Here is a 24,483-nt window from a genome sequence, read left to right on the forward strand (position 1 = left end):
AATTGAATTCAGAGCAAAACTTTTTGAGCCGATTTGAATACTGTGTTTCGTCTTGACCGTCGAATTGAAAATAGTTAATTTGCATTTGATCCTTTCTCCTGTTTTGTATTGTTACCGTGAAGAAGTTACATTCTAAACAGTGAGAAAGGATCTTTCAAGCAAAATCCCTCTTAAGTTTCAACATATTGACATTTAGTCAGACTGTAACAGGAACCCCGAAAGTTGAGTATAAGCGCTGTTATGCTGAATACATCTCGAAAAATTGGGAAATCCAAAATAGCTCATTCCACAAAGCAAGGTGACAGTCATGCAAAACAGATTACTTGCCTCTCAAAAGATTTCCGATCTACACATTGCGCAGGTTTTTTTCGATGGCGTCAACCAGACGATCAGCCTTCCTGGTGATTTCCGAATTATGGCCAAAGAAGTCTTCATCCGCAAGCATGGCGAGGACATTATCCTCAGCCCAAAAGTGGGAACATGGGATGAATATTTTGCCACGGGACATCTTCTCGACAATGATTTTCCGGAAGAGATTCACGAACCTCCCATGGATATTCGCGAGGATTTCTGATGCGGTACATGCTTGATACCAATATTTGCATTGCCGTGATGAAGGGCGACGCAGTCACAAGAAACAAGCTCCGCACTATTTCGGTTCAAAATGTGGGCATATCCGGGATCGTTTTTGCTGAACTTGCATATGGGGTGAAAAAAAGTGAACAAAAAGAGCAAAATGCAAAAGCACTCTCTGACTTCATCGCCTTATGTCAGCTTTGGGACTGGCCTTTTCAAGCCGCGGACGTTTATGGGGAGATACGTACGCAACTGGAAGCGAGCGGCATGATTATTGGAGCCAATGACTTGCTGATTGCCGCTCATGCACGTTTTTTAGGAGCCGTCCTCGTCACCAGAAATGTTCGTGAATTCAAGAGGGTGTCTGGTTTGGTTATCGAAAATTGGGTTGCGTGAATCAGGGGCCGCCTCAGAGACATCGCCCGTGAAAGGCCGTTGAAAACGTCAGGACGAGAAAAAAAGGGCGCACCATGGTGCGCCCTTTTGTGTTTCGTATGGCTGCCAAGGCTGCTCAGCTGTTCAAAATCTCCATGGCCTCGTCCAGGTACGCGTCCATGACGTAGGGGATGCCGGTGAGTTTGGCGCATTCCTCGGTCAGGGACATCAGTTCATTGCGGGTGACGGAAGCCAGGTTGAAGCAGCGGGCTCCGGCCATGAGTTGTTGCAGGCCGACCCTGATCCGGTCGCAGTAGCTGTAGATGCCCACCGCGCCCAGGGGGATGTTGGGCATTTCGTCCGCGCCTACCAGATCCTTGACCTTGGAATAGTCGGTGAAAATTTCCTCCGGGGTGGTCCCGTAGGCCGAAACGGTTTTGGGCAGGTCGTTTTCGTTCATCCACTTGGCGATGTTCTTGCCCACCATGCCCGGGATCATCAGAGCCCGGCCCATGCAGACCGCCTTGGTGTACGGAGCGCCCAGGGCCAAGGCCTTGAAAATGCCGTCCTCGCTGGAAAAGGCTCCGGCAAAGGCCAGGTCGGGCACGCGCAGGCCGCGTCCTTCCAGATGCTTGGCGAACTTGTAGGCCGCCGTGTGCAGGTACAGGCTGGGCACGCCCCATTCGGCCATCATCCGCCAGGGGCTCATGCCCGTGCCTCCGGGTGCGCCGTCGATGGTCAGCAGGTCGATTTCCGCCTTGCTGCTCCAGCGCATGGCCAGAGCCAGCTCGCGCATGCCGTAGGCCCCGGTCTTCAGGGTGATCCGCTTGTAGCCCAGCTTGCGCAGTCGCGCCACCTCGGCCATGAAGGATTCCTCGGAAATAAAGCCCAGGCGGCTGTGCCGTTCGAACTCCTTAATGCCGCCGGAGTTGAAGGCCGCCTGGTTGACCGGATCGGACGGGTCCGGGGTGACGATGTAGCCCCGACGTTGCAGTTCCAGGGCCCGCTCCAGGCTGTGGACCATGATCTCGCCGCCGATGGACTTGGCGCCCTGGCCCCATTTCAGCTCAATGGATTCCTGGCCGTGCGTGTCGATCAGGTATTCGGCCACGCCCAGGCGCCCGTCCTCCACGTTCATCTGGACCAGCATTTCCCCGAACCCGCGGTGATAGCGACGATAAACCTCAATGCGTCGGGCCATTTCCGGGGACTTGACGACCATGTTGGAACTGTTCAACTCCAGGCCGGGGTCGATGCCGCAGACATTCTCGCCGCAGACCAGGCTGATGCCGCTGATGGCCGCGCCTATGGCGAAGTGCTCCCAGTTGGCCCGGGCAATTTCCGTTGAGCCCAGCGCTCCGGTGAAAATCGGCACCTCCATGGCGGTCTTGGAGTTCCAGCCGTATTCGGTGCGGGTGTCCACCTTGGGAAACAGGGCCGTATCCGGTCCGGGCTCCACGCCTTCGGGCATGCCCTTGGCGCCCATGGCGTAGCCCTGGATGTTCAGATGGGAGTAGTCCAGGGGATAATCCTTGTCCCCGCCGGCCGTGACCTTGCCGAACGGTCCGGGATAGATCACTTCGCGGCCGCGAAACGTGGACTTGAAAATTTCACAATTGCCCCGGCAACCGTCCACGCAGCGGGTACAGATTCCGCTCATGGCCACGACGCTCTTGGAGCGGTTGAAGCTCTGGGTGGCTTCGTTGGCATTGGGTTTGTTCAGATTCATGTTTTCCTCCAAAAAAAGACATTAGTGCGGACAAGCCCGGATTTCCTACATTAATGTAGGGAGGAAAGGCAAGGGGGAGAGGAAATCTCCCTCGGCTTGCCTTTTCAAGAAATATGGGCTTGATGGCCTTTGCCGGATACACCAACCATTCTGATCAACGAGAGGGAATCGTGCGGAAAAAACCAAATATCATCGTATCGTCTGTGGATGCCAAGCGGCTGGAGATGTTGCTGGACTCGCTTTCATCGAACTCGTTTCCCGGCATGGCCGAACTGGAGGCGGAATTGGAGCGGGCCAAGATCGTCGCGCCGGAGGAGGTCCCCGGAACCGTGGTGACCATGAACTCCACCGTGAAGTTTCGGGTGGAGCCTTCAGGAGAGGAGTTCGTCATGACTCTGGTCTATCCGGGCAGTGAGGATTCCCAGGGCCAAAAAATTTCGATTCTGGCCCCGGTGGGCAGCGCCTTGCTGGGGCTGACCCAGGGAGATGAAATCGAATGGCCGCGACCCGGAGGCGGAATGATGCGTGTATCGATCGTGGACGTGATCTTCCAGCCAGAGCGTTCCGGAGATTATCGCACGTAGTGAACCGGGTCGGCGGATGCCTCGGAAGTGTCTTGCGCAAGTATCTCGCGAACCGTTTCCGCCAGGGCCTGAAGATGGAACGGTTTGCCCAGGAATCCCGCGGCTCCGGTGGCGAGAACGCTGGAGCCATGGCCGTCGGCAACGTAGCCGCTGACGATCAGGACCCGGAGCTTCGGGTCCAGCTTCAAAAGGACATTCAAGGTTTTCAGGCCGCCTATGCCCGGCATGTTCAGATCCAGGACCACGAGATGGAACGCTTCCGGGTCGGCCTGAATCCGGTCCAAGGCTTGCTCTCCGCGGGAGACCTCCTCCACCGCGTATCCTTGCAGGCGCAGGCCTTCCACTGTGGTTTCCCTGACCAGATCGTCGTCGTCCACGACGAGAATTCTGGTTTGGGGGGAGTCGGCGCTGTCCGGGGCGTCAATTTGTTGGATGGACTTCGATGGAGCGGGGATTGGTTCGGCCGAGAGGGGCTGAACGTGGTCCGTGGGTTGGTCCGTGGCCGGGAAGTCGATGACAAAGGTCGTTCCGCCGCCCGGCGTGGTGATGCAGGTGATGCGCCCGCCGTGGCTTTGAACCGTGCCGTAGACCGAAGCCAGCCCCAGTCCGGTACCTTTGTCCACTTCCTTGGTGGTGAAGAAAGGGTCGAAAATTTTCTGGGCCGTGTCCTGGTCCATGCCGGTGCCGGTGTCCGTGACCAACAGGCGGACAGTACCCGTCGCGGATGACGGGGAGGCGTCTTCATCCGGGATGTTTTGGGTTGTGATCGTCAGGGTGCCGAATCCGGCCATGGCGTCGGCGGCATTGGTGCCGAGGTTGAAAATGATCTGCTCGATCTGAAGCGGGTCGGCCAGGATCGGCCTCAGATCCGGGGCTAAATGGACGCGGATGTCGATCATCTTGGGGATGGTCCGTTGGAGAACGGCTACTGCTTCCGTGATTTCCCGGTTCAGGTCCATGGGACGATGGTTGCCCGGAGTTTTCCTGCTGTAGGCCAGAAGCTGGCGGATCAGCTCCGCGCCCCGGTTGCAGGCCTTGTGGATGCTCAGCAGGCCCAGGTAGTCTTCGTCTTCTTTGGTTTTTCGGTTCAGCATGAGCTGGGCCATGCCGCCCACGGCCTGGAGGATGTTGTTGAAATCGTGAGCCATGCCTCCGGCCAGGGTGCCCAGGGCCTCGATCTTCTGGGCTTGGCGTAACTGCTCCTCCAACTCCTTTTCCTGGGAGATATCGCTGAGAAAGCCGTCGTAGGAAATCAAGGTCCCATCCTGGTCCCGAACAGCCTTGGTGTTCATGGAAACCCAAATCGGCGTTCCGTCGCGGCGTTTCAGCCGCACCTTGTAATTCTTGACCATGCCGCAGCGCTCAAGTTCCTGCTTGTAAGCCTCTCGGTCCGCGGGATCGGCGTAGAGCTGGGTCGCGATGTCCGTGATCGTGTCCAGCATTTCTTGAGGTGAGCCGTAGCCTACAAGCTCGGCATACATCGGGTTGACCCGCAGAAACCGTCCATCCGACGTGGCCTGAAAGACGGCCACCGGCGCGTTGTCGAACAGCTCCTTGTATTTGCTCTCCGCCTTGGCCTGGGCGGCTTCGGCCTGTTTGCGCTTCGTGATGTCCCGAAACGTTCCTTCCACTCCGAGTACGTTGCCTTCGTCGTCGATATACAGTCGGCTGTTGGTGGAAACATGGACCGGGGCGCCGTCCCGGCGTTTCAGGGTGACCTCGTAATCTAGAACCTCGCCCTGGCGTTTCAGGGCCAGCAGTAGTCCTTGCCGCTCCTCCGGGTGTAGATAAAACGAGGCTGCCGGACGACCGATGATTTCTTCCAGGCTGGAGCATCCGAACAAGGGGAGGGCCGATGGGCTGGCCAAGGTGATGTTCCCCTGGGCGTCCGTGCGATAATAGACGTCCAGGATGTTTTCCAGCACGGACCGGTAGCGGGCTTCGCTTTTTCGCAACTCCTGGGTGCGTTCCTCCAGGCGTTCCTCGACCCGCAACAGGGCCCGCTCCCTTCGAGCATTGGTGCAGAGATCAATAAGGTAGTCCGGGCTGAAGGGCTTGCGCACATAGGCCGCGGCCCCTTTGCGGGTGCATTTCAGGGCGATTTCCGGTTTGGAATCGCTGGTGATCACGATGCACACCGTTTCCGGTCGATGGCTCATGAACTCTTCCAGGACCGAGTCGCCGAGTTGGTCGGGCAAATGGTAATCCAGGATCACCAGCTCGAAGGGCAGATTGTGAAACAGCTCGCGTCCGGCTGCCGCGGTCAGGGCCACATGGGCCCGGTATCCTCGGGCGGCAAACTCGCTTTGCAACAGGAGAGCCATGGAGCGGCTGTCTTCGATGATCAGGACCAGGCGGTCCAGTGGTTGTTTGTGCCCTCGGAGCAGGTCGCGGACCGTTTTCAGAAAACGGGGGATGTTTAGGGGGATGGGCTCGAAAGCGTCGGCCCCGGTTTCAACGGTGACCCGCGCGGCTTCCTCGCCTGAGAAGGTCGCCGAGGCCACCATCAGCGGGACGGTGTTGTAATCCGGGTAATCAGGAGAGCGCAGCAGACGACAGAAGCGCCATCCGTCAATCAGGGGCATGTACAGGTCGGTCAGGATCAAATCCGGCGGAGGATCATCGGCCATGCCTTGCAAGGCCTCCTCCGCCGAGGAGAAGGGACGGACCCGCAGCCCTTCCATGCGCAGCAGGTTGGTCATGATCGTCAGTTGGGCCTGGTCGTCGTTGACCAGCACGATGCAAGGAGTATTTCTTTCGTTCGTCATTATTTCGGCTGGGAAGCAGCAGGGTGAAGGCTGATGTGGCTATGCGACATTGCAGACAATTTTTGTGGCTACTCAGTACATCCTGGTTAGAGCCTCATTTCGGCGCTGGATTCCCGCCTTCGCGGGAATGACGTGTTTTTCACTGCCGTCTCCGAGTCAGTCATACCCGCGAAGGCGGGTATCCAGTCCATTTTATGATCGTATGATGGTGAATAGTCTTTTTTAGATGGTTATGCTGATTTAGCGGTTTCCGGGGCCTCAGGGATGCGTTTCAACTCCGCGAGGAGCAGATGCAGACCGTTTTTCGTTTCCGGAACATTCCCGCTTTTCGCGGCCTTTTCCACGGTCAGGGCCGCGTCCCGGGCCGGGTCGGCGCAGAGCGTACCCAGCGCGCCTTTGATCTTGTGGGCCAGCCGGGCCGTTTGCTGAAGGTCCGGGTCATGGAGCAGGGGATGGATCTGTTCCAGGTATTCGGGCAGCTCTTCCTGGTAAAAGCCCATGGCAATTGTTTGCCACAGTTTGTCATTGCCCATAAATCGTCGCTTGACGTCCTGAAGGTTGTAGACCGGTCGGGAGTCAAGGCAAGGATCGGGATCGGAAATCGGCGTTGTCCGCGGAGGCTCGTTGGAGGAGGCTGTAAAAGCGGCTGGGCGTGTCTCCGGGGGCCGTGTCGGCAGCAAGCGCTGGATTTCGGCATGAAGCTGGTCGCCCTGGATCGGTTTGGGCGAGAAGCCGTCCATGCCTTTGCTCAGGAAAAATTCTCGCTCCTCGGGCAGGATATAGGCGGTGAGGGCGATAATCGGCGTGCGCGGCAAGCCATGGTCCCGCTCCAGGGTGCGGATGCGGGTCGTGGCTTCCAGGCCGTCCATCTCCGGCATCTGGATGTCCATGAGAATAATGTCGTAGGTTTTTCCTTGGAAGGCATCAACGGCCTCGACCCCGCTGGAAACCAGGTCGAAGCTGTATCCGTGCTGCCCCAAAAGAAAGGCGAGGTATTGCTGGTTGATGTCCACGTCCTCGGCGACCAGGATATGGGCTGAAGGGTGCTCGCCAAGCTGGTCCATTGTTGCGGACGTCCCGGGCAACGCGGTCGTCGTAGAGGAAGGAGACTCTGGCGAGTGCGAAGCTGGTTGTGTCATGTCGAAAGCCGTAGGTCCGATGGAAGGTGGTTCCGGTGTCTGGAGCGCGGCGTCATGTAAAGGAATGACGAAGGAAAACGCACAGCCCTGGCCGATGATGCTTTGGAACGACATGCTCCCGCCCATCAGCTTCACTCAATGTCGACACAGGGAGAGCCCCAGTTCGGCGCCTCCATAGGTTTTCGCGTAGGAACTGTCGGCTTAGGCAGACTTCTTGGCCGTTCTTGGCTTCGGATAACCTCGTATCCGAGGCCCTTGACCGCCTTGGACAGGGAAAAACGTTGAAACATGGAGTCGTCGGCGATAAGCCTTTCGGCATGGGGGCTCCCAGTCGTTCGCGGTTTGGTGGTACAACAGATCACGGTTTGGGTTCGAGGAACGCCGTGAAGCCGGGACGAAGCATCTTTTGCAGGGATCGCGGGCAAGGTCAAGAATGACCGGAACTGATGGTTTTTTGCGCGGGGGAGGGGAGGAATCGGGCCCGGCGCGATGGTGTGCGCCGGGCCCTGAAGCAAGCGGGATTAGAAGCGGTAGCTCAGGCTCGTTCCGATCAGATGGGTGCGTCCGTCCTTGAACGTGCTGTCCAGCACGCCGTCGGCCGGCCGGCCCTTGATGCTGCGTTCGCCGAACCAGAGATAGGAATAGGAGAAGTCCACGCTGAGGTTGTCCCAGGCCAGGCCGAGGCCGGTGGTGATGATGTTCCGGTCGTTGGTGGGGGTCATATAGTCGGCGAATTCGTCGTCGTCCGGAATCTGATCGTAGACATAGCCGAGCCGGAGCTTGATCAGGTCGGTCAGGTCGTATTCCGCGCCGAACTGAAAGCGCCAGACATCGTTCCAATTTTTTTGAGACGAGGAAACCTTGTTGTCGCCCAGGGACGATCCCGGGGTCAGGGCGTCGCCGTAGGTGATTTCCAGTTTGTCGTAGGTGCTCCAGAGGGTGTAGATGGCGTTGGCTTCCAGGCTCAGCTTTTCAAAAGGCCGGAACATGATGCCGAGCCCGAAGGAGTCGGGCAGGGTGATGTCGCCCTCGGCGGAGGTGTTGTTGAAGTAGCCCAGGGCCATGGCCGTGGGGTTGCGTTTGAACGAGGCGTCGCCCTTGATGGTCTGCTTGACCCGGCTTTTGTAGGTCAGGCCCAGGGCCCACGTGTCATTGGGCTTGTAGTGCAGGGCGATGTTTCCACCAACGCCCCAGGAGTCCCCTTCGAGTTCGGCGCGCATGCCGCCCAGGGCTTGGCCGACCATGCGCTTCTGGTAAAAATCGAACCACATCACCTCCGCGCCCACGGCCACGGAGACGGAATCGGTCAGTTTATAGGCCAGGTTCGGATTGAAGGAGAGTGATTTGACACGTGTAAAAAGGTTATTGTACTCACCCGGCCAGCCTTCCGGGAACTCGGTTCCCAGGCCGAACCTGTTGTAAATGCCCAGGCCCAGCCAGATTTTGTCGCTCATCTGGCGGGTGACGTAGGCATGGGGCGGGATCCAGGTATTGCTCTTGATGCTGGTGGTATTGCCGGGAGTTTCAATATCTCCTTCGGGCATCACCAGGGAGAAGCCGACCATGGTCTGGGTTCCCTCAAGCTGAGTGATGCCCGCGGGGTTGTAGGCCACGGCCGATGGATCGTCCGCCCGCCCGATCATGGTTCCCCCCATGGATGTCCCCCGTGCCCCGAATTCGTAAAGGGCGAAACCCGCCCCGTAGGCCGGGCCAACGCCGACCAGCCCCATAATCAGGACAAGGCCGAGGGCTAAAAAAATGGATATCCCAAGGTAGCGTCCCGGGTACCCTCCACGGGCGCGGCTTCGAGTGATGCCGAAGCGTTGCGAATCATCGGTGCGTGCCATACGTCCTCCTGTTGCGGTTGCCAATTCTGGAAATGGATCATCGCCGCGGCCGCGCCCAATGCTTTTATCGCCGAGCAATGCCCCCGTGCCGCGGGACCTTTTATTCTCCGGAGAGGAAAATGGTTTTCGGCGGAGTTGGAGGCGAAGCAGGGCACGTTCGCGATCATTCTTTGAGTTTTCAGAACGCGGTGATCCCGGCCTATACATCAACAGGCCTGCCTATGTTGTCGGGTCTGGAAAAAGTCAACCAATAATTGGAGTGACAACTAAATGACTTCATGGATGGAGAAGATGTTGCAAATGGACTTGGAGGACTCTCCCGGATTTCTGGTCAACAGGGCGGCGTTGCGCATTAAAAAAGAGTTTCACCGTCTGCTGGAGGAGCAGGGTTATTCTGTGACCCCGGAGCAGTGCGTGGTCCTGTGGCGGCTTTGGAGCCACGAGGGCGGAGTGCAGCGCGAACTGGCCTCGACCACCTTCAAAGACATGACCAACATGACCCGCATCCTCGACGGTCTGGAACGCCGCCGGTTGGTGGTGCGCCAGCGCGATGAACACGACCGCCGATGCAGCCGGATATTCCTAACCGCTGAAGGCCGGGCTCTGCGCGAGGGGATCTTGGGCGTCGCCGGGCAACTGGCCGAGCGTGCCTATCGCGGCCTGAGCGAGAAGCAAGTCGAAGAGTTCAAGGAAGTCTTGTCATTGATCTATGCCAACCTGAACGACGCTTCTTAGCCACCGTGCGCTGCGCCCCTACTATAATGCAGATGAGCGACATGTAACCCAGCCCGTGGTTATCCCTTTTCTGGAAAAGACTCTTCATTGATGAGGCGGGATACTCTTGAGTTTGGGGACCTCTCATGGCCTGCATTGCTTTCTCTTCCGAAAGCTCATAGCCTGATTTTTGTTCCCGTTTTTGCGGTTCAGATGCGATCAGGCGTGACGATTTCGATTGGCGAATCCGCATGCGCAGTCTTCCATAAGGTCGATTCACATTGTCAAGGAGAAACAAAATGAACAAGCTCAGAGCAACAATTGGATTTTCCATGGCTGGTTTTTTGTTGATCGCCGTAACGGTTGCCGTATCCACTAAGGCAGTAGGTGAAGCCTTGGACGGCGCGGCCCTGGTCAAGGAGCGCTGTACGCAATGCCATGATCTGATGCGCGTGGAGCGCCGCGCCGGGCAGGACCGGGCTTGGTGGGAACGGACCGTGGAGCGGATGGAGGGCAAACGTACCGGTCTGCTCAACGACGCCGAACGTAACGCCGTGTTGGACCATTTGGCCGATATGTAAAGGAGACGACCATGCAGCCAATCATGGTCTACATGACCGCGGAATCCATGGACCAGGCCAAGACCATCGCCCACGAGCTGATTTCCAACCGTCTGGCGGCCTGCGTGAACATCCTGGATCACATGCAAACCCTTTATTGGTGGGAAGGAAAGGTCGAGGAAGGCGGCGAAGTGGTGGTCCTGGCCAAAACCAGGGCCGAACTGCTGCCCGCCTTGGCCGAGCGGGTCCAGGTCGTTCACTCCTACGACTGCCCATGCATCGTCTCCTGGCCCATTACCGACGGCCATCAGCCTTTTCTTGACTGGATCGGACGGGAAACCGCTTCCGCGGCTGGATAGAGCTTTTTCCCAAGAGGAACTAAACAGCAGGACGTCTCCCGGCCTGTCGTCGACATTAGGTTCACCGCGCCGAGGCGTCGGTGGTATTTCCGTTCATCTTTCAACACGCACCACGAGGCTATCATGCAGATTCTCGTTTCCGGGTCCATCGCCTATGACCGCATCATGCCCTTTCCCGGCCGCTTTGCCGACCATATCATGCCGGACAAGATTCATATTCTGAACGTCTGTTTCTTGGTCAACGGCGTGAACGAGAAATTCGGTGGCACGGCCGGAAACATCGCCTACACCCTGGGCCTGTTGGGAGAAAAGCCCCGGATTCTGGCCTCGGCGGGCGGCAAGGATTTCGCCGGCTACGCCCAGTGGCTGGAGGAACTGGAGATGGATCAAACGGGCATCCGGATCATTCCCGACGAGCTGACCGCCTCGGCCTATATCACCACGGATCAGTCGGACAACCAGATTACCGGGTTCAATCCCGCGGCCATGAATTATTCCTCGGAGTACGACTTTTCGACGGTGGTCCCTCAGGACGCCCTGGCAGTCGTCGCTCCGGGCAATCTTCAGGACATGGCCGAGTACTGCCGGGTCTACCGCGAAAAGGGCGTGCGTTACATTTTCGATCCGGGCCAGAACATTCCGGCCTTTTCCGGCGAGCAAATGTTGGAGATGCTCACCGGCGCGGAAATCCTCATTTCCAACGACTACGAGTTGGAGATGATCATGAAGAACACCGGTGCGGATCGGGCCGAGCTGCTTAGCCGGGTCAAGACCATCATCACCACCCTGGGCGAGCAGGGCTGCGTGGTGCTTCGGCCCGGTGAAGAAACCCGGCTGGCCGCTGCCAAGGTTTCCAAGGTGGTCGATCCCACCGGAGCCGGGGATTGTTTCCGGGCCGGGCTGATCAAGGGCTTGGTGGAGGGCCGGGCCGTGACCGAGGCCGCCAAGGTTGCCCTGACCAGCGCTGCCTATGCCGTGGAACATCACGGGACCCAGGAGCATCGCTTCACCGTGGACGAGTTCTGGGCCAGGTATGCGGAAAACTTCTGATGAGCCGGTTTTCGGGATGAAAGCTGCCCCGAAATCGCCCTCTGACCCTCTCCCCAGGGGAGAGGGGGGCAAAGAAGCATTGTTTTTCTTGTAGTTACCCTGACCTTCGGCTCGTCAACCGACATCCCACGGGAGGTTCCCATGCCCATGCGCAATCAGAAACGCCCGGCCCTGCAGATGCATCTGGATTATTTGCGACAGTATCTGCGGGATCAGTTCGGCCCGGACGCCCACCTCCTGGAAGCGCGGGAAATGGGTGCACAGGGAACCCAGGGCATGAAGGACTTCGGGTACGGCAAGCCGGTTTACATCCGCTTCGAACAGGCTGGAGAGACCAAGGAAGCAGTGCTTTCCACCATGCGCGGGGACAAGTACGGACACCAGTTTTACTGGGATCGGGCCGCGATCCTGATGTTCCAGTACGAGGCCGGGGGACTGATGGACAAGCATGTCCGTCCTTTGGGGCTGGGCTATGTGAACCGTGACGGCGCGATGATTCCGGTGCGAGAGCCCCAGGAATTTTTCATGGTCAATGAGATGGTCCAGGGCTACGACTATTACCGGGACCTGGAGCGGATTCGCCACAGCGGTTTGGAACACGGGGACCTGGCCAAGGCCGAGGCTTTTGCCCGGTGGCTGGCCGGGGTGCATGGCCAAAAGAAGGATGACCCGGACCTGTACTGGCGGCGGATCCGGAATCTGATCGGCGCATCGGAGTGCATTTTCGGGCTGGTGGATTCTTATCCGCATCCATATGAACATTTTCTGCCGGAGCGCTTTCAGACCCTGGAACGGCGACTGGTGGACTGGCGCTGGAAGCTTCGCGGTTATGCGCACCGCCTGGCCGCGGTCCACGGCGACTTCCATCCCTGGAACGTGCTGATCCAGCCCGACGGTGACTTTCGGGTCCTGGACCGCAGCCGGGGTGAATGGGGCGACGCGGCGGACGACGTCTCGACCATGAGCTGCAACTACCTGCTTTTCGGCCTGTACGACCAACCCCGGCTCTCCGGCGACTTCGAACGGCTGTACCGGACTTTTTGGGACACCTATCTGGACCTGACCAATGACCGGGAAATGCTGGAAGTGATCGCTCCGTTTCACGTCTTTCGCGCCCTGGTCATCGCCTCCCCGGAATGGTACCCCGGCCACCCTCTCGAAGTGCGCCTCGGGCTGTTCCGGTTCATGGAGAACGTACTGGCCGACAAGCGCTTTGCCTATGACCGGATCAACGACTATATGGGCTGAGTCGTGCCCGGCCCCCCCCGGTCCCGTGGATTTCATGAACATTTCTCGCTCCAACGGCTGGGCCCTATGGTTCACTGGGTTACCCGGTTGCGGGAAGAGTACCCTGGCCAAGGCTGTTCGCCGTGCTTTGGAGGAGCGGGGGGCGTTGGTCGTTCACCTGGAAATGGACGCTCGGCGGAAAATCTATTTTCCCAACCCGACATATTCCCCTGAAGAACGCAACCGGGCCTACGATCGTTTTATCCAGGAAGCTTCCGACCTGGTGGATCAGGGCCATGGCGTGCTCATGGATGCTACGGCCCATCGCTTGGCGGTCCGGGGCGCGGCTCGGACCCGGATTCGGCGATTCGCCGAAGTTTTTATCCGCTGTCCACTGGATGTTGCCATGGCCCGGGAACGGGAGCGGCCCGAAGGGCTGGTCATGGCCGGGCTGTACGAAAAAGCCCTTGATCGGCGCCGCACCGGCCACGAGCATCCCGGTTTGGGGCAGGTGATCGGGGTGGATGTGCCCTTTGAAGAGAATCCCGGCGCGGAATGCGTGGTAGACGGCGCGGCCTTGACCATCGACCAGGCCAGGGACCACGTGCTGAGCTTTTTGGAGAACTGGTTGAAATGAGTGCCAAGCAATTTCATATCACGACTTTCGGTTGCCAGATGAACGTCCATGACTCCCGGTGGCTCGGGACGTCTTTGGAAGCTTTGGGCTGGGCCCAGGGTACGGAAACGGACGCCGATGTCCTGATTCTGAATACGTGCAGCGTGCGGGAGAAGCCGGAGCAGAAGGTTTACAGTCATCTGGGGCGACTGCGGGATCTGTGGCTGCGCAATCCCGAACTGCTCGTGGCCGTGGGTGGTTGCGTGGCCCAGCAGGTGGGGGAGGCCTTTTTCGCGCGGTTCCCGTACGTCCGTTTGATTTTCGGGCCGGACGGGCTGCCCATGGTCCCGGACGCCCTGGCCCGCTTGACCCGTGAACCTGATTTACGGCTGTCCTTTCTGGATTTCACGCAATCCTTCCCCGAGCGGGATGCCGCTCTTGCGGAACCGGGAGTTCAACGCCAGGCTTACGTCACCATCATGCAGGGGTGTGACAATTTTTGCGCCTACTGCATCGTCCCTCTGACCAGGGGGCGTCAGCGCTCCAGGTCCAGCGGTTCGATTCTCGACGAATGCCGGGGCCTGGTGGACCGAGGCGTTCGTGAAATCACCCTGCTGGGCCAGAACGTGAACAGCTATGGACTTGATTCCAAGAGTGCGGGAACAGTCGACGAACCTGGGTTTCCAGCCTTGCTGGACGCCATTGCCTCGCTGCCCGGGCTGCGACGGCTGCGCTTCACCACCTCCCATCCCAAGGATCTTTCCCCGGAAACCATTGCCGCTTTTGGCCGTCACCCGAATCTATGCCCCCACCTGCACCTGCCTCTCCAGTCCGGTTCGGATGCGGTATTGCGGGCCATGGGCCGAAAATATACACTGGATCACTATCTTGACTTGGTCGAAGGACTGCGCCGGGCTCGCCCAGAAATCGCCCTGACCACGGACCTGATCGTCGGCTTTCCCGGCGAAACGGACCGGGATTTCCAACTCACCCTGGACGCCATGCGCCGTGTGGGTTTTGCGAGCAGTTTTTCTTTCGTCTATTCGGACCGTCCCGGAACACGGGCCGCGAACATGGACGGCAAACTGGAGCGGGACGTGAAGGCCGAGCGGTTGCGGGTGTTGCAGGATGTACAGGCCGAACTGTCCGAGCAGTGGCTGGGCCGGATGGTCGGCGCTCGGGTCGAGGTGCTGGTGGAAGGCGAGAGCAAGAAGACGTCGGAAGACCTGCCCAGTTGTCGCGGGCGGGATGAATTCGGGCAGACCGTGAATTTTCCCGTGCCGTCGGAGGCCCCCCGGCGCCTGATCGGGGACGTCGTTCCGGTGCGGATCCGGGAGGCCAAAAAGCATTCGCTCTGGGGATGCATGGAGGAGGACGGATGATTGAAATGCACATCTACGGACTGGCCCTGGATGAGGAAAGTCAGGTTCCCGTGCTGATCCTCAAGGACAAGACGGATAAACAAGTTTTGCCCATCTGGATCGGGGCCATGGAAGCCGTGGCCATCTCCATGGTCCTCAACGACGTGCGCCTGCCCCGACCCATGACCCACGACCTGCTGCTCCAGGCTATTGAGGCCCTGGGCGGCGAGGTGCGCAACGTGGACGTGGTCCGGCTGCACGACAATACGTATTTCGCGGAAATCGAAGTGCTTCAGGGGGAAGCCTTGAAGCGGATCGACTGTCGGCCCTCGGACGCCATCGCCCTGGGCTTGCGGGCCCAGGTGCCGATTCGGGTCAGCGAGGAAGTCCTGGCCCATATCGTGGAGGTGCGCGAAAATCGCTACCAGGCGGTCCTGAAGACCGAAGACGCCCAGCAGTGGAATGAAATTCTGGAAAAATACACTATTGACGACACCAAATACAAGATGTGATTTGCTTATGATTGATCTGCACACCCACACCCTGTTCAGCGACGGAGCCTTGCTGCCTGGTGAACTGGCCCGCCGGGCCAAGGCCGCCGGATACCAGGCCTTGGCCTTCACCGACCACGTGGATGCCAGCAATCTGTTTCTGGTCCTGGAAAACGTGGGTCGCGTGGCCGCGCAGGGAGCGGCGTATTTTGGGCTGGATATCCTGCTGGGCGTGGAATTGACCCACGTGCCTCCAGGATTGATTTCCCGGCTGGCGGATTCGGCACGGATGAACGGAGCCCAACTGGTGGTCGTCCACGGCGAAACCATAGTCGAACCCGTGGAAATGGGCACGAACCTGGCGGCCATTGAGGCCGGAGTGGACATCCTGGCCCACCCCGGGCTGATCACACCCGAGGAGGCCCAACTGGCCGCCGAGCGGGGCGTGCACCTGGAGATCACCACCCGCAAGGGCCACAGCCTGACCAACGGCCACGTGGCTGCCCTGGCCCGTCGCTTCGGTGCGAAACTGGTGATCAACAACGACGCCCACGCCCCCGGAGACCTGATCTCCCGCGACCAACGCCGCCGCGTCGCCCTGGGTGCCGGCTTGAGCCAGGACGAGTATCTGCAAGCTGAGGCCAATTCGTGGGCTTTGGTGGAAAGGGGAAGGCGGAAGGGGTGAGGGTTGAGACCTGAAACCTGAGGGCTGAGACTTGAATGCATGGAGTTTACTTGTGCACGCGAAATCGCCAACCGTGAACCCCTGAACCGTGAACCGCTGAACCTCTCAAATCAAACATGTCCAATCTCATCGACCAGGCAGCCGACCTCTGGCGCTCCGCGCATCGGGTGGTGGCGTTGACCGGGGCCGGGATTTCCGTGCCCAGCGGGATTCCGGATTTTCGCAGTCCAGGCGGGCTGTGGTCCCGTTTTGACGCTAACGTGGTGGCCAGCACCTGGGGCCTGGAACGCAACCCCAAGGCGGTCTGGGAGTTTCTCCTGGACGCCTTGACCATGTTCGGCAACGCCTCGCCCAACCCGGCCCACCTGGCCTTGACCCGGCTGGAACAGGCCGGACGGTTGGACATGGTGATCACCCAGAACATCGACGGATTGCACCAGCAGGCCGGAACGCGCAATGTGATTGAGTTTCACGGTAACTGTCGCGGTTTTTATTGCAACGCTTGCCGACGCGATTATCCCGCCGAGGCGGCTCAGGATTTGACCATGACGGACCTGCCCTGGTTGTGCGAGGCCTGCGGCGAGGTGATCCGCCCAACGTTGGTCTTTTTCGGCGAGGCCATTCCCCAGGCGGCCTTGACCGAAAGCCAGCGCTGGAGCAACCGGGCCGATCTGGCGGTGATCATCGGCACCTCCGGCGACGTTGCCCCGGCCAACATCATCCCTTATCAGGTCAAGGCCGGAGGCGGTCGAGTGGTGGAGATCAACCTAGGGCCGACCAGCTACGGCGATCTGGCCGATGTACGTCTGGACTTGCCGGCTGAGGCATGCTTGCCGGAGTTGGCGGAGCGGCTGGGGTGAGGAGTTAGAAGTCAGGAGCTGGAATTGTGAACCGGACTTGAGCGGCGTACAAAACGACATCAATAATCACAAACAGATACAGGATATTCATTCATGGAGCTTCTTCCGCAAACCGGCATTTGGGATCTGGTCCGCCAAGCGACCATCGTGGTGCAACTGGTGATGCTGCTCTTGGTGGGCATGTCCCTGGCCAGCTGGAGCATCATTTTCTACAAGATCATGATACTGCGCCGGGCCAAGCAGCAGGCCCTGGTTGACTTCAAGCGCTTTCAGAGCGCTCCGGATCTGGGGTCAGCGGTTCATATCCTGGCTCGCGGCGCGGATTCACCGCTCTACCCCCTGGCCTATCAGGCAGTGGCAGAGTTGAAGCGGCTGGAAGGGGCCACCATGCCCGCGGCCCAGAAGAGCAAGATCGCCATGGACAATCTGCGTCGCGTGTTGCGCCAGAACGTCAGCAGTACCATGCGAAACCTGGCCTCCTCGCTCTCGTTTCTGGCCACCTGCGCCAGTTCGGCCCCATTCATCGGACTGTTCGGCACGGTCTGGGGGATCATGCATTCCTTCTATGCCATCGGGCAGATGGGCAGCGCATCCCTGGCCACCGTGGCTCCCGGGTTGTCCGAAGCGCTGGTGGCCACGGCCATCGGCCTGGCCGTGGCCATCCCCGCATCCGTGGCCTACAATTTCTTTCGGGGAATGCTGGGCAGCATCGAGGTGGAGCTGATCAACTTCGCCGGGGCGTTTCTGAATCGGGTCCAGCGTGAGCTGCCCTGGGTTTCCGGACAGTTGGAACCCGAAGAGAACGGGCTGGTGGAGAGAGAAATCTAGGCGCTGCCGGGCAAGGAGAAAGTCGAATGGAAAGCCATACCGGTCAAGGATACATGGACCAGATGAACGTGGTCCCGTTCGTCGATGTCATGCTCGTGTTGCTGGTGATTTTCATGGTCACGGCCCCCTTCATGACCGAAGGGTTGGAGGTGGACCTGCCCCAGACCCGAACCGTACAGACTCTACCGCAAGACGAAGATACTCTGGTCTTGACCATCCGAAGTGACGGCTCCATTTTTTTGGATCAATACGAGGTGGCTTTGGGCGAGTTGGGTGAGCATGTCGAGCGCTTGATCCAGACTCGGGACAGGATTCTCTATCTGCGCGCGGACAAGGATGTGCCCTACGGGCTGGTGGTCCAGGTGATGGCCGAAGCCCGCGAGGCCGGCGTCGAACGACTGGGCATCGTGGCCGAATCCGAACCTCGGGAGCCCTGAGGCCCGTTCGTCTCGGATTCGATCAGCGAGGTAACATTTGGGCACTCCTACGCATATACTTGTCTTCGGACTGTCCGTGCTCCTGCATATCGGGGTGGTAGGCATCGGTCTGTTTCAGCTGTCCTCCAGCAAGCAGATCCGGGTCGATCTGAGCAAGCCCGTGGTCTATCAGGTTGACTTGGTTCGCCTTGATCCTCCCGCTCCCGGTCGTCCGGCTCCACTGGCGCCTTCCGCGCCGGCTCCCGTGAAGCCGACCCCGGCGGCCCAGGAACAACCAAAGCCCGCGCCCAAGCCGGAGGTTGCGCCTCCTGCCCCGCCGCCTCCGCAACCCAAGGCCGAAGTTCCCATCCCGGAGCCTCCCAAGCCGACCCCGGAACCCAAACCGGCACCAAAACCTGAACCTAAACCAAAGCCAAAGCCGGAACCGCCCAAGCCTGCTCCGAGTCCTCCCAAACCTCCAGAGCCGCCCCGCCAGCCCGCGCGGACCGAACCAACCCGGGAGCAAATCATGGCCGAAGCCCTCGGTTCCGTGCAGCGGGATGTGGCGCAACGTGCCCAGCCTGATGCACGGGATCAGGCCTTGGCTGGCTTGCGGCAAAGCGGGGCCACCGGCCCTGGCGGCGCGGATGGGCAAGCCGGGACTGGCTACGGAGGGCTGATGGAGGTCTACGCCCAGATGGTGGAGAGTCGGGTCAAGGCCCAGTGGCGGTTTCCCAAGGGGGCGTCGCGACAGGATCTCAGCGCGGTGCTGGATATTTCCCTGGACCGGGATGGTCGTGTTCTGGGCAGCCGCGTTGTACGCTCCTCCGGGCATTCCGGCTTCGACGCCTCCATAGAGCGGGCCGTGGAAGAGACCGGGCAACTACCGCCTCCGCCTCGCCCTGATTTGCGCACCATTCGAATTACGTTCAATCTTCAGGAGTTGTAATCAAATATGCATTTTTTTCATGGAACGATCTTCCGACGCTTGGCGTTGGTTTTGCTGATTCTGTTGTGCGTGACGTTTCCGACCCGAAACGTTGGCGCGCAACAGACCTTGAGCATCGATATCTTCGGGCCGGGGCAATCCCAACTGAACATGGTCATGGCCAAGCCCCTGGGGCTGGCCGCTGGGCAACAGCCGCCGGCCGAAGCCGAGACTCTGGCCGGCTACCTGGAGGATTATCTTGGATTCATGCCGTTTTTGCGGTTGGTTCCGGGGAGCCGTATCCTGGGTGGGGACGTGCTGCCCGGAGTCACGGCCCAGGACGTGGATTTCCGACGGTTTCGTCTGGAACGGGTCGATCTCGTGCTCACCGCCGGATGGGGCGGTCCCAGCGGTCCGGTGGAACTGCGGGTCTTCGAAACCTTTGAGCAGCGCCTGATTCTGGGTAAGGCCTACTCCGGCGCGACCCCGGCGGACCTGCCCGAGATCGCGGCCAGGTTTTGCGCGGACCTGATGGCGGAACTGACCGGGCAGGGGGATTTTTTCCGCTCCACTTTGGCGGTGGTTCGGACTCACGGAGAGAACAAGGAACTTTGGGCTTCTTCCCCTTTGGGCCAGGGGATGCGACAGTTGACCAGCCTGGGAGGCATCAGCATGAGCCCGGCCTGGTCCAGAGACGGGCGACGACTGGTGTTCACCCTGATCAACGATGGTCGGCATTACCTCGGGGTTCTGGACAAGGAAAGCGGGGACGTTCGACGCGTTCAACTTCCTGGGAACAGTGTGATTTCTCCGGTATTCGACCACAGAGGCAATATTTTCGTCAGTCTGAATCCGGAAGGCAGTCCGAATATTTATCAGCTTTCCGAAGATCTGCGCATGGGGCCGAGGGTGGTTCAGAGCTGGGCCATTGATATTTCGCCGAGTTTCGACGCCACGGGCTCGAAAATGGCCTATGTCTCCAGCAGACTCGGAAATCCGCATATTTTCGTTGTGGACACGGCCTCCGGGGAGTCCCGCAGGGTGACCTACGAGGGTACCTACAACACGAATCCCAGCCTCAGCCCGGATGGGCGACTGGTGGTTTTTTCTCGCCAAACCAGCGAGGGGCATAGAATTTTTATGCACGACCTGCTTACGGGGAGGGAACGGCAGTTGACTTTTGGGCCAAGAAATGATGTCAGTCCGGCTTGGGCACCGGATAGTTATTTTATTGCATTCAGTTCCAATCGGAGTGGGGAGTACAAGATTTATCTGACCACCCGGAACGGCGACGAGGCCCGGATGGTGCCCCTGGGCGAGGGAGAGTTCGCGTCGCCGGCCTGGGCGCGGCAACCGTGATGCGTTTTTTTCATCAACAGTTTTTTAAGGAGAAAAGGTATGAGGGGAAATTGGGTTGTTGGTTTGGGGCTGATCCTGGCCATTATGCTGGCCTTTGGGGCCGGTTGCGCCAAGAAGCAGGTTGATTCGAGCCCTGTGGGCGTCAGCGCCGAACAGGCCGCTGAAGAAGCGAGGTTGCGGGAAGAAGCCAGGCTGCGGGAACAGCAACTGGCTGAAGAGCGTTTGGCCAGGGAACGTTCCGAAGCGGAACGGGCCCGGTTGGGCCAAGTGGCGGAAATGATCACCGCGAACATGATTCACTTTGACTTTGACAGATACGACCTGCGTCCGGATGCTCGGGAAGTCTTGCAGACCAAGGCCGAGTTGTTGAAGCAGAACCCGGATATCCGTCTGCTGATCGAGGGCCATACCGACGAACGAGGCACCTCCGAGTACAACCTGGCTTTGGGTGAGCGCCGCGCCCGTGCCGCGTATGAGTTCCTGGTCCTTTTGGGCATCAGCCCCAATCGGCTGCAGATCGTCAGCTACGGCAAGGAACGCCCCTTGAATCCGGCCAGCAATGAAACCGCCTGGGCTCAGAACCGCCGCGCTCAGTTCCGGATTCTCGATATGTAGGGATGTGAGAGGTTCTCGAACCGATCATGAATAAAAAACGCCGCCGGGCTTGCCCGGCGGCGTTTTTTATTCGGCATAGGGACGAATATCTGTGCCGACCCTGTTCGCATTGAGACTATGTCAGTGCGACCACACCCCAGAGCAGGGCCGTCGCCGGAACCGCGGCCACCGCGTCGTCGAGCATCACCCCCAGCCCTCCGGGAACTCGTCGTTCCACCGTGCGAACCGGCCAGGGCTTGAGAATGTCCGCGACGCGGAAGAACAAGAAGCCCGCAACAAGTTGAGGGGCTGTCAGCGCGGCAAAGGGCAGCAGGGTCAGCCATTGCCCCAATAGTTCGTCCACCACCACGCATCCGGGATCCTTGCGTCCGAACAAACGCTCCGCCCTAGCCGCGGCCCAGGTCCCGACCACCAATACACCCGCAAGCACGAGTACGCGCAGGGAAAAAGACAGCGGCATGAACAGCCAGGGGGCCGCGATCACCGCGGCCAGTGAGCCCCATGTGCCCGGAGCCTTGGGCAGAAGGCCGAACGGTCCGAGGGTGGCGATGGTCGAGGCGACACGGTCGAGAAATGCGGGCATGGGGAAGGCTATCCTGCTAAATGGTGTCCGGCTCAGAATGGATTGATGTGTTCCCGTCTGGTGTAGTGCAGGTAGCCCACGCTGGCGCCCAGGCGCATGCCGACGCCGGTGCGGATGGGCGCGAGGACGATTTCATTACTTTTCTGATAGTTCATGCTGAATCCGCCAAGGACGTAGACACTTCCGTCCACCCCGGGAAAACGCTGGAAGATCAGGTTGGGGTCGGTCAGGTTGTAGACCAGGGTGAAGACCTTTGCGGCATGCAGTCCAATATCAAAGCCCATGGACGGTCCTTGCCAGTACACGTCAACAGGTTCTTGGCCCTTCAACTGCAACTGGCCCTTGCCGTAGCGCAGCCCGACCACCAAGGCCCCTCCGGCCTCGTCGCCCTTGATGAATCCGGTTGGACGACCCTGCTCCGCGAAAATTCTGTTCAGGATGCTTGCCAATCCTTGGGTGGTCCCTTCGAAAAAGCCCTCCACCTGATTGCTGATTTCTTCCCTGCTGAAAGTCTGGGATTCGTTTTCCATTTCAGGGGAGACTTGAGCCATGGCCTGGGTCAGGGTTAGGAAGGAGCAGAACCAAGCCGTCAGCCCTATGACGACGATCATGTGCCGAAAGGTGTTCATAAGTTGTCTCCGGGTTGCTCGTTTTTTGGGGTCAGGGTGATGTTTCTTGCCGGACCATTCTTCAAACGATGTTTGGTATAGATAACATTACTTGGAATGGCAGACGTGATCAAGGTGATTGCTTTTTACCGGACCACATGGGCGGTCACAGCAGGTAGGCTTGTTTCTATAACGGCTTCGGGCTATCGATTTACGTGTAGGAGACACGCTTACTTCGTTTTAGGCAGCCGTCGGTTCGGTATTGATGCCCGTGGATGATATCGCCAACTGACGGTTTTGGTAACTGCTCAATAACTCCGGGAATAGAACCACACGAAACCATCTGGACCCCGGCCTGCGCCGGGGTGACGACCGAAAGAACTCGCCAATGCGTCACTCCATTCCGTCATACCGGCGCAGGCCGGCGCGTTCCGCTATCCAGGCGGCACGGCCCCCCGGTGATAGATTGCCTGATCTTTTTGAGCAATTATCGATTTATTGGTGTACTGCGATATCGAGAGCTCGAGATTTTTTGAGGGGCGAGGATGATCAGTCAGGACGTGATCCGTTTGTAAACAAGCAATAATTAAAAGGATAATGGATAATGAACGATTGGGTGACGCATCGTCGACAGGTTTTGGAGAAGGCGCGACGTGTATTGATCAAGGTCGGCAGTGCCGTACTGACCTCTGACCAAGGGCTGGACCTGCGAGTGGTTTCGCGACTGGCCGATCAAATGTCGTCCCTGCATGACCGGGGATTGGACTTGATCCTGGTTTCCTCCGGGGCCGTAGCCGCGGGAAGGCGCGTGATTTCGAGTTTGTGCCTGGATGGCCATTTGCCAGAAAAGCAGGCCGCCGCGGCCATAGGGCAAAGCCGGTTGATGCACGCCTATGACGAGGCTTTCGAACGGTTCGGGAAGGTCACCGCCCAGATTTTACTGACCAAGGACGACCTTCGAAGTCGGACGCGGTTTCTGAACGCTCGACATACGTTTCAGACCCTGCTGACCTGGCGGGCCATACCCATAGTGAATGAAAACGACTCCGTGGCTGTCCAGGAGCTGAAATTCGGCGACAATGACAGCTTGGCCAGTTTGCTGCTGAACATGGTTGAAGCGGATTTGTTCATTAATTTGACCTCAGCGTTGGGCGTTTTCGAGGACAATCCGGACGAGAATCCCAAGGCCCGATGCCTGGATTGCATTCCGGACATCCTGGCCCTGGAGCCCTCGGCGTTGTGCCGCGGGAAGACCGGGGCGGGGTCCGGGGGGATGTACAGCAAGCTCCTGGCCGCCAAACGGGCGGCGCAACTGGGCGTGCCGACCTTGATCGTATCTGGAAAGGAGAAGTTCTCCCTGGAAAAAGTATTTGACGGCGATATGCTGGGAACCTGGGTGATGCCCCAGGAAAAGAGCATATCCCGACGCAAGTTCTGGATGGCCTACAACCAGGAACCGGATGGGGAGATCTGGGTGGATCAGGGAGCGGCAAACGCCTTGCGGCAAGGAGGTAAAAGCCTCTTGCCCGCCGGGATCAGCCATATTGAAGGCAACTTCGGCGCTGGGGCCTTGGTGCGGATCATGGATTCTAAAGGACAATCGCTGGGAGTCGGCTTGTCCAACTACAAAGCGGCGGAGTTGAAGCGGATAATGGGGCGGAAAAGTGCTGAGATCGCTGGGATTTTGGGTCAGTGTCTTTACTCCGAGGCAGTTCATCGCGACAATATGCTCATGAATGTCGCGAGCTGATTTTACCTCTTCGGGAAGCAACTGGCCCGTGTATAGCTCCTATCTTCGTTACTACTCAGCACATAGTAATGCCGTTTCCGTTGCCGGGGTCGGAGTCGGTATCGGGATCGGGATCGAAAACGTTGCGATGCGTTCAAGAATCTTCCTGTTCCGACCCCGACCCCGGTGGCCGCAGGAAGAGCACGCAATGTGTGCTGAATAGTTACCTATCTTCTTTAATTAGTGATGTTTTTTGATTATGATTGGCTGTTTCCAGCTCTTTTGATCAGTTGTTGGGATGAGGCGCTTTCCAGCTTCACTTCTGCAATGCTTTGTTTTTTAATGAGAAAAAATATTTATTTACTTCGAGAAAAAAGTTGTTGACAGGTGAGGGGTGGTTCTATAGAACCTGCCTCTTCGCCGCGAGCGACGGTGGTTGGGTCGCGAAGCGGCGTTTGAGTTCTTTGACAATGAAA

At 58.8% G+C, this 24,483-nt stretch carries 25 protein-coding genes; 19 read left to right on the forward strand and 6 right to left on the reverse strand.

Features of this window, described 5'->3' with window-relative positions:
• Positions 1-307: 307 nt before the first annotated feature.
• Positions 308-574 (forward strand): antitoxin, encoded by a 267-nt coding sequence (locus GY33_RS0100440; RefSeq protein ID WP_051822139.1) that lies wholly within the window; start codon positions 308-310, stop codon positions 572-574.
• Positions 574-972, forward strand: coding sequence for a type II toxin-antitoxin system tRNA(fMet)-specific endonuclease VapC (gene vapC / locus GY33_RS0100445; RefSeq protein ID WP_031385445.1), 399 nt, complete (start codon positions 574-576; stop codon positions 970-972). The genes GY33_RS0100440 and vapC overlap by 1 nt, the downstream gene beginning before the upstream one ends.
• A gap of 115 nt (positions 973-1,087) precedes the next feature.
• Here vapC and GY33_RS0100450 read toward each other — a convergent pair whose 3' ends face one another.
• Complete coding sequence (locus GY33_RS0100450; RefSeq protein WP_031385446.1) at positions 1,088-2,680, reverse strand: FMN-binding glutamate synthase family protein; 1,593 nt, start codon at positions 2,678-2,680, stop codon at positions 1,088-1,090.
• 170 nt (positions 2,681-2,850) lie between these two features.
• Between GY33_RS0100450 and rnk the strand changes: the two genes are divergently transcribed.
• Positions 2,851-3,264 (forward strand): nucleoside diphosphate kinase regulator, encoded by a 414-nt coding sequence (gene rnk, locus GY33_RS0100455; protein WP_031385447.1) that lies wholly within the window; start codon positions 2,851-2,853, stop codon positions 3,262-3,264.
• Here the strand turns inward: rnk and GY33_RS0100460 are convergent.
• The 3 genes from GY33_RS0100460 to GY33_RS0100470 form a co-directional block, all read right to left on the reverse strand.
• The gene (locus tag GY33_RS0100460; RefSeq protein ID WP_084184694.1) at positions 3,252-6,032 is read right to left on the reverse strand and encodes a response regulator; all 2,781 of its coding nucleotides are present in this window, start codon (positions 6,030-6,032) and stop codon (positions 3,252-3,254) included. The genes rnk and GY33_RS0100460 overlap by 13 nt on opposite strands.
• A gap of 230 nt (positions 6,033-6,262) precedes the next feature.
• Positions 6,263-7,096 (reverse strand): response regulator, encoded by an 834-nt coding sequence (locus GY33_RS0100465; RefSeq protein ID WP_031385449.1) that lies wholly within the window; start codon positions 7,094-7,096, stop codon positions 6,263-6,265.
• A 596-nt stretch (positions 7,097-7,692) separates the two neighbouring features.
• Positions 7,693-9,018, reverse strand: coding sequence for an OmpP1/FadL family transporter (locus tag GY33_RS0100470; protein WP_051822140.1), 1,326 nt, complete (start codon positions 9,016-9,018; stop codon positions 7,693-7,695).
• A 270-nt stretch (positions 9,019-9,288) separates the two neighbouring features.
• Here GY33_RS0100470 and GY33_RS0100475 point away from each other — a divergent pair, with 270 nt between their 5' ends.
• The 15 genes from GY33_RS0100475 to pal all read left to right on the forward strand — a co-directional run bounded on the left by GY33_RS0100475 (position 9,289) and on the right by pal (position 21,087).
• Positions 9,289-9,753: a MarR family winged helix-turn-helix transcriptional regulator gene (locus tag GY33_RS0100475; RefSeq protein ID WP_084184696.1), complete on the forward strand. Its 465-nt coding sequence runs from the start codon at positions 9,289-9,291 to the stop codon at positions 9,751-9,753.
• A gap of 278 nt (positions 9,754-10,031) precedes the next feature.
• Positions 10,032-10,313, forward strand: a complete 282-nt coding sequence (locus GY33_RS0100480) for a hypothetical protein (RefSeq protein ID WP_031385452.1) — start codon at positions 10,032-10,034, stop codon at positions 10,311-10,313.
• Between the two features lie 11 nt (positions 10,314-10,324).
• Entirely contained in the window at positions 10,325-10,651 is a 327-nt protein-coding gene (gene cutA, locus GY33_RS0100485; RefSeq protein ID WP_031385453.1) for a divalent-cation tolerance protein CutA, read from the forward strand.
• 123 nt (positions 10,652-10,774) lie between these two features.
• On the forward strand, positions 10,775-11,701 hold the full coding sequence (locus GY33_RS0100490) for a carbohydrate kinase family protein (RefSeq protein WP_031385454.1): 927 nt from the start codon (positions 10,775-10,777) through the stop codon (positions 11,699-11,701).
• 141 nt (positions 11,702-11,842) lie between these two features.
• The gene (locus tag GY33_RS0100495; RefSeq protein WP_031385455.1) at positions 11,843-12,949 is read left to right on the forward strand and encodes a phosphotransferase family protein; all 1,107 of its coding nucleotides are present in this window, start codon (positions 11,843-11,845) and stop codon (positions 12,947-12,949) included.
• Positions 12,950-12,983: 34 nt separating this feature from the next.
• Positions 12,984-13,565 carry an adenylyl-sulfate kinase gene (locus GY33_RS0100500; RefSeq protein WP_031385456.1) on the forward strand — a complete coding sequence of 194 codons (582 nt, stop codon included), beginning with the start codon at positions 12,984-12,986 and terminating at the stop codon, positions 13,563-13,565.
• Positions 13,562-14,926, forward strand: coding sequence for a tRNA (N6-isopentenyl adenosine(37)-C2)-methylthiotransferase MiaB (miaB, locus tag GY33_RS0100505; protein ID WP_031385457.1), 1,365 nt, complete (start codon positions 13,562-13,564; stop codon positions 14,924-14,926). The genes GY33_RS0100500 and miaB overlap by 4 nt, the downstream gene beginning before the upstream one ends.
• Positions 14,923-15,417, forward strand: a complete 495-nt coding sequence (locus tag GY33_RS0100510; protein ID WP_031385458.1) for a bifunctional nuclease family protein — start codon at positions 14,923-14,925, stop codon at positions 15,415-15,417. The genes miaB and GY33_RS0100510 overlap by 4 nt, the downstream gene beginning before the upstream one ends.
• A gap of 7 nt (positions 15,418-15,424) precedes the next feature.
• Positions 15,425-16,081 carry a histidinol phosphate phosphatase domain-containing protein gene (locus tag GY33_RS0100515; RefSeq protein WP_031385459.1) on the forward strand — a complete coding sequence of 219 codons (657 nt, stop codon included), beginning with the start codon at positions 15,425-15,427 and terminating at the stop codon, positions 16,079-16,081.
• A 116-nt stretch (positions 16,082-16,197) separates the two neighbouring features.
• Positions 16,198-16,941, forward strand: coding sequence for an SIR2 family NAD-dependent protein deacylase (locus GY33_RS0100520; protein WP_031385460.1), 744 nt, complete (start codon positions 16,198-16,200; stop codon positions 16,939-16,941).
• A gap of 93 nt (positions 16,942-17,034) precedes the next feature.
• A complete protein-coding gene (locus GY33_RS0100530; RefSeq protein WP_051822142.1) occupies positions 17,035-17,769 on the forward strand; it encodes a MotA/TolQ/ExbB proton channel family protein in 735 nt (244 codons plus the stop codon).
• 26 nt (positions 17,770-17,795) lie between these two features.
• Positions 17,796-18,206: an ExbD/TolR family protein gene (locus GY33_RS0100535; protein ID WP_031385462.1), complete on the forward strand. Its 411-nt coding sequence runs from the start codon at positions 17,796-17,798 to the stop codon at positions 18,204-18,206.
• 37 nt (positions 18,207-18,243) lie between these two features.
• Positions 18,244-19,134, forward strand: coding sequence for an energy transducer TonB (locus GY33_RS18840; RefSeq protein WP_235185423.1), 891 nt, complete (start codon positions 18,244-18,246; stop codon positions 19,132-19,134).
• 6 nt (positions 19,135-19,140) lie between these two features.
• Complete coding sequence (locus GY33_RS0100545; protein WP_200874814.1) at positions 19,141-20,472, forward strand: PD40 domain-containing protein; 1,332 nt, start codon at positions 19,141-19,143, stop codon at positions 20,470-20,472.
• Positions 20,473-20,511: 39 nt separating this feature from the next.
• On the forward strand, positions 20,512-21,087 hold the full coding sequence (gene pal / locus GY33_RS0100550; RefSeq protein ID WP_031385465.1) for a peptidoglycan-associated lipoprotein Pal: 576 nt from the start codon (positions 20,512-20,514) through the stop codon (positions 21,085-21,087).
• Positions 21,088-21,202: 115 nt separating this feature from the next.
• Here pal and GY33_RS0100555 read toward each other — a convergent pair whose 3' ends face one another.
• Entirely contained in the window at positions 21,203-21,670 is a 468-nt protein-coding gene (locus tag GY33_RS0100555) for a phosphatidylglycerophosphatase A family protein (RefSeq protein ID WP_031385466.1), read from the reverse strand.
• Between the two features lie 32 nt (positions 21,671-21,702).
• Positions 21,703-22,299 (reverse strand): DUF1134 domain-containing protein, encoded by a 597-nt coding sequence (locus GY33_RS0100560; protein ID WP_051822144.1) that lies wholly within the window; start codon positions 22,297-22,299, stop codon positions 21,703-21,705.
• 583 nt (positions 22,300-22,882) lie between these two features.
• On the opposite strand from GY33_RS0100560, the gene proB reads away from it, so the two are divergent.
• A complete protein-coding gene (gene proB, locus GY33_RS0100565; RefSeq protein WP_031385468.1) occupies positions 22,883-24,028 on the forward strand; it encodes a glutamate 5-kinase in 1,146 nt (381 codons plus the stop codon).
• Positions 24,029-24,483: the final 455 nt, after the last annotated feature.

The sequence above is a fragment of the Desulfonatronum thiodismutans genome (assembly GCF_000717475.1).
GTDB lineage: Bacteria > Desulfobacterota > Desulfovibrionia > Desulfovibrionales > Desulfonatronaceae > Desulfonatronum > Desulfonatronum thiodismutans.

What these genes read in the sequence shown, in the direction of transcription:
- GY33_RS0100440 (WP_051822139.1), top strand. Translation starts at nt 308, where the DNA reads ATGCAAAACAGATTACTTGCCTCTCAAAAGATTTCCGATCTACACATT.
- vapC (WP_031385445.1), top strand. Translation starts at nt 574, where the DNA reads ATGCGGTACATGCTTGATACCAATATTTGCATTGCCGTGATGAAGGGC.
- GY33_RS0100450 (WP_031385446.1), bottom strand. Translation starts at nt 2,680, where the DNA reads ATGAATCTGAACAAACCCAATGCCAACGAAGCCACCCAGAGCTTCAAC.
- GY33_RS0100460 (WP_084184694.1), bottom strand. Translation starts at nt 6,032, where the DNA reads ATGACGAACGAAAGAAATACTCCTTGCATCGTGCTGGTCAACGACGAC.
- GY33_RS0100465 (WP_031385449.1), bottom strand. Translation starts at nt 7,096, where the DNA reads ATGGACCAGCTTGGCGAGCACCCTTCAGCCCATATCCTGGTCGCCGAG.
- GY33_RS0100470 (WP_051822140.1), bottom strand. Translation starts at nt 9,018, where the DNA reads ATGGCACGCACCGATGATTCGCAACGCTTCGGCATCACTCGAAGCCGC.
- GY33_RS0100475 (WP_084184696.1), top strand. Translation starts at nt 9,289, where the DNA reads ATGACTTCATGGATGGAGAAGATGTTGCAAATGGACTTGGAGGACTCT.
- GY33_RS0100480 (WP_031385452.1), top strand. Translation starts at nt 10,032, where the DNA reads ATGAACAAGCTCAGAGCAACAATTGGATTTTCCATGGCTGGTTTTTTG.
- cutA (WP_031385453.1), top strand. Translation starts at nt 10,325, where the DNA reads ATGCAGCCAATCATGGTCTACATGACCGCGGAATCCATGGACCAGGCC.
- GY33_RS0100490 (WP_031385454.1), top strand. Translation starts at nt 10,775, where the DNA reads ATGCAGATTCTCGTTTCCGGGTCCATCGCCTATGACCGCATCATGCCC.
- GY33_RS0100495 (WP_031385455.1), top strand. Translation starts at nt 11,843, where the DNA reads ATGCCCATGCGCAATCAGAAACGCCCGGCCCTGCAGATGCATCTGGAT.
- GY33_RS0100500 (WP_031385456.1), top strand. Translation starts at nt 12,984, where the DNA reads ATGAACATTTCTCGCTCCAACGGCTGGGCCCTATGGTTCACTGGGTTA.
- miaB (WP_031385457.1), top strand. Translation starts at nt 13,562, where the DNA reads ATGAGTGCCAAGCAATTTCATATCACGACTTTCGGTTGCCAGATGAAC.
- GY33_RS0100510 (WP_031385458.1), top strand. Translation starts at nt 14,923, where the DNA reads ATGATTGAAATGCACATCTACGGACTGGCCCTGGATGAGGAAAGTCAG.
- GY33_RS0100515 (WP_031385459.1), top strand. Translation starts at nt 15,425, where the DNA reads ATGATTGATCTGCACACCCACACCCTGTTCAGCGACGGAGCCTTGCTG.
- GY33_RS0100520 (WP_031385460.1), top strand. Translation starts at nt 16,198, where the DNA reads ATGTCCAATCTCATCGACCAGGCAGCCGACCTCTGGCGCTCCGCGCAT.
- GY33_RS0100530 (WP_051822142.1), top strand. Translation starts at nt 17,035, where the DNA reads ATGGAGCTTCTTCCGCAAACCGGCATTTGGGATCTGGTCCGCCAAGCG.
- GY33_RS0100535 (WP_031385462.1), top strand. Translation starts at nt 17,796, where the DNA reads ATGGAAAGCCATACCGGTCAAGGATACATGGACCAGATGAACGTGGTC.
- GY33_RS0100545 (WP_200874814.1), top strand. Translation starts at nt 19,141, where the DNA reads ATGCATTTTTTTCATGGAACGATCTTCCGACGCTTGGCGTTGGTTTTG.
- pal (WP_031385465.1), top strand. Translation starts at nt 20,512, where the DNA reads ATGAGGGGAAATTGGGTTGTTGGTTTGGGGCTGATCCTGGCCATTATG.
- GY33_RS0100555 (WP_031385466.1), bottom strand. Translation starts at nt 21,670, where the DNA reads ATGCCCGCATTTCTCGACCGTGTCGCCTCGACCATCGCCACCCTCGGA.
- GY33_RS0100560 (WP_051822144.1), bottom strand. Translation starts at nt 22,299, where the DNA reads ATGAACACCTTTCGGCACATGATCGTCGTCATAGGGCTGACGGCTTGG.
- proB (WP_031385468.1), top strand. Translation starts at nt 22,883, where the DNA reads ATGAACGATTGGGTGACGCATCGTCGACAGGTTTTGGAGAAGGCGCGA.